Origin of the sequence: Microcoleus sp. Pol12B4 (assembly GCF_036701385.1) — a bacterium.
Lineage (GTDB): Bacteria > Cyanobacteriota > Cyanobacteriia > Cyanobacteriales > Microcoleaceae > Microcoleus.
The window spans coordinates 1-3,463 of the sequence record NZ_JAUBQR010000362.1; the positions used below are offsets into that span (position 1 = coordinate 1).

At 45.5% G+C, this 3,463-nt stretch carries 4 protein-coding genes; all 4 read right to left on the reverse strand.

The annotated features are described in order from the left end of the window. Positions 1-329 precede the first annotated feature (329 nt). Positions 330-560 (reverse strand): hypothetical protein, encoded by a 231-nt coding sequence (locus QUA38_RS28035; protein WP_333167662.1) that lies wholly within the window; start codon positions 558-560, stop codon positions 330-332. An 82-nt stretch (positions 561-642) separates the two neighbouring features. Further along, entirely contained in the window at positions 643-948 is a 306-nt protein-coding gene (locus tag QUA38_RS28040) for a small RNA NsiR4-regulated ssr1528 family protein (RefSeq protein ID WP_006635311.1), read from the reverse strand. A 296-nt stretch (positions 949-1,244) separates the two neighbouring features. After that, on the reverse strand, positions 1,245-2,231 hold the full coding sequence (locus QUA38_RS28045; protein WP_333167663.1) for a threo-3-hydroxy-L-aspartate ammonia-lyase: 987 nt from the start codon (positions 2,229-2,231) through the stop codon (positions 1,245-1,247). A gap of 641 nt (positions 2,232-2,872) precedes the next feature. After that, positions 2,873-3,463 (reverse strand): calcium-binding protein (locus QUA38_RS28050; protein ID WP_333167665.1); only part of this gene is annotated, 591 nt, incomplete at its 5' end.

The following is a 3,463-nucleotide window of genomic DNA, read 5'->3' on the forward strand; positions in this document are numbered from 1 at the left end:
TACTGCCGAACAAGCCGTTTTATCGCTGATGGAACGAGCTTTGAAACCGGAGATTTTATAATCTGTACGGCTAGATAAGTAGGGACTTAAGCTTTGCTTAAGTCCCTACCCGTAGCTGAAGTTTCAAAAAGTGGTGTTACGAGTTGCTAGTTATGAATTAAGAGTTGTAAGCGACATTGGTTGAGCGGTCAGATTGATGTTTCCATCGCTCGGTAGATAAAGAGTTTAAGGAATTGAAGATGAGTTGTGAATCCAAAACTCTTTAACTCATAGCTGCTACTTAACTCCTAACTTATAATTCATAATTTGCAGAGCTAGTTGAACCAGCTTTACATCTTGCCTTGCTGCATTACCTGTTGAAGGTGCTGCCGAATTTCCTGCGCGTGCTCCATGTCAGCTTGCTGCAATTTTTGAAACAGCTCAGCACAAGGCTGAGAACCCATTTCTTGAGCATCTTTCATGTAAGCGTCGTAGGCTTTCAAAGCTTCAGACTTGTTTTGCAAAACTGTTAACAAATCGTACTCGAGGTTGCTGATGACTGTACTACCGTTAGTGCTCATAAACTGACCCTCTGCTAGGATTTGTTCCAAGTTTGACCGATCCAGAGATGACTGTTCATCTATCTAGAAGGGTAGATAATTTTTACTTTCCGCCGTAATAAAACGCAACTTCTTTATCTTTCAGCGGTGCGAAGTCAGCAGCAACTAGCATTTTATCGAGCTCGTTTTGAGGCAGATGTTTGACACCGATTCGGACAATGCGCGATCGCATTGTATTTGACACGCCACTGCGCTGTCTGCCGGCTTCTAATCCCATCACTTGCTTGTAGAGGTCTAATTTTGCTTGCGGAATCGGAGTACCGTCAAAGTCGATCCCAGAGGCAATCGCCACATCGATCGCATCTGCACCAGTTGTAGATTGAGCCGCTGAGTTTGTTTCTGAAGACATTGTGCTATTAAACCGAAGTTTGTTGTGGAAGCATTTTATCAGATCAGTCTTTTATTTGGTCAAATTTGTCAATATTTTGGGTTTCCATGAATATTTGACGTTTGCATGAATATTTGGGGCGTTTGCCCGAAAGTCCCCCGGGGGCTTTACCCCCCGTCTCACAAAGCAAGTCCACTTCAGTGGACTAAAGATAAAAATAAAAAATCCTTTCCAGTCGTTTTTAAAGGACTTTTGCTATTAGACACAGGTTTAAACGCCAGAGAGTTGCGGACTGACGAACTAACAAAGTGGCAGACTTAATTATAGTGAAAAAACCGATCTACTTCGCTCAAATCCACATTTCCCCCACTGACAATCACGCCAATTCTGGCATTTTCAGCCTGCACAATACCTGACAATAAAGCCGCCGCCGCTAACACTCCCGTCGGTTCCACAACTATCTTCATGCGTTCCCACATAAAAAACATTGTCTGGCGAATTGCGTCTTCGGAAACAGTTGCCATCTCGTCCACATAATGCAGCAACAAAGGAAAGGTTAATTTCCCCAAAGATGGCGTGCGCGCACCATCAGCAATCGTATCCGGGTTAATAACAGTTTGCAGCGTTTTCGTGCGGAACGATCGCGCCGCATCGTCTGCTTGTTCTGGTTCTACTCCTATTACCTTACACTGCGAAGACAAAGTTTTGGTCGCGATCGCGCATCCCGACAGCAAACCCCCGCCACCGCAGCAAACTAACAGCAAATCCAACTCCCCAACTTCTGCGATTAATTCCAGCGCCGCCGTACCTTGTCCCGCAATCACCCACGCATTATCGTAAGGAGGAATAATTGTCAAGTGCCGTTCGGCGCCAATTTTAGCGGTAAACTCTTCGCGGGAAACTTGAGTGCGATCGTACAAAATAATCTCTGCACCGTAGCCGCGAGTCGCCTCTTGCTTGACTTTTGGCGCATCTGCCGGCATGACAACAGTAGCAGGAATTTCTAGCAACCGTGCCGCAAGGGCGATCGCCTGCGCGTGATTTCCCGAAGAAAAAGTCAACACTCCCCGCTGTTTTTCGGCTTCAGATAGCTGCATCAAAGCATTGCAAGCACCCCGAAATTTAAACGAACCCGTGCGCTGAAAGTTCTCGCACTTGAAAAATACCTGAGAATTTGTGCGTTTGTTGAAAGTTTCCGAAGTCAGCACCGGCGTCTTGAAAGTTTTGCCCTGCAAGCGATTTGCCGCCGCTTCCACATCCGCAAAACTGACTGACAAGGGATTTTGGGCAAAGTCGGTACTCATAGATTTTAGATTTGGGCGATTGAGAACTTTATTTGTAGGATGGGCATAGCCCGCTGCACTCATACCATTAAATTATAAATTTTTATCATAAGTTTATTAATAATTATCATTAGCGGTTGCGCTTAATTGTTAAAAAAGCTGTTGACATAAATCAAAGTTATGGCAATTTACTATCAAAAAGTAAACGGACGTTTGTACTTGCACAGGAGAGGGATTAATGAATACAAATTTAACCACCGCCCGATTCATTGTTGGGAAAGGGCAAGGCGCAGTGTCCTGATTTTGGGTAATATCCAATCCGTTGGCATCGGAATTATTCATCTGTCTCTTCCCTGTCTCTGTATCCTCTGTGTCCTCTGCGTTTATATCGACTCCGATACAACCGGAATCGATATAACGGGTAAAGTAAACCGGGTTGGATGGTGAAATTAGCCTCGCGCTCGCGCTCGAATCTAACCCTGGACACCAATGCAAAAGAGAACTTGGCAAGGCCATTTCCCTACCGAAAAAAGAGCAACTAAATTGTTTAACAATTACCAAAAAAAAGGACACAGTATTACTGTGTCCTTACCTGTTTATTGTAGGAACACGGCTTGCCGTGTCCCTAACCGTACCGATATCCCGATTAGGATTCTTGCCGTTTAGAACAAGAACAATTCAGTATTACCGGTCGGTCCCAAATTGACATCGACAGTGGCAAACAAACTGTTACCACCAACCGTAGAACCGTTGCTATCGTAATACAGTTTAGTAGACAAACCGTCGTAGATAGCCATGATCGACGGCCCGGTTAGAGTTGCTTCAAACACAGTTACATCAGACACTGTGCTGCTGTAAGCGTAGAAACTCGAACCCAAAGGCCCAGATCCGGTTGTAAAGGCTGTAAAACCAGTGCTGTCGAGGTTAATTACATCATCAGTAATGCTGTAATTGGTAATGAAATCCCCGCCGTCAGCAGTAGTTCCGCTGAACACAAACACATCCAAACCAGCACCGCCGTTGAGAACATTGGTTCCCACACCACCGATTAAAGTGTCATTCCCGATGCCGCCGTTGAGAGTATCGCTACCGCCACCGCCGAAGAGGCTGTCATTACCATCGTCGCCGGAAATGCTGTCGTTACCCAAACCACCGTCGAAAATGTCGGCACCAGAACCGCCGCTGAAGATGTCAGCAAACTCAGTACCAGTGACGCTGTTAGCATCAGCATTTCCGGTAAACAACACAGGAGT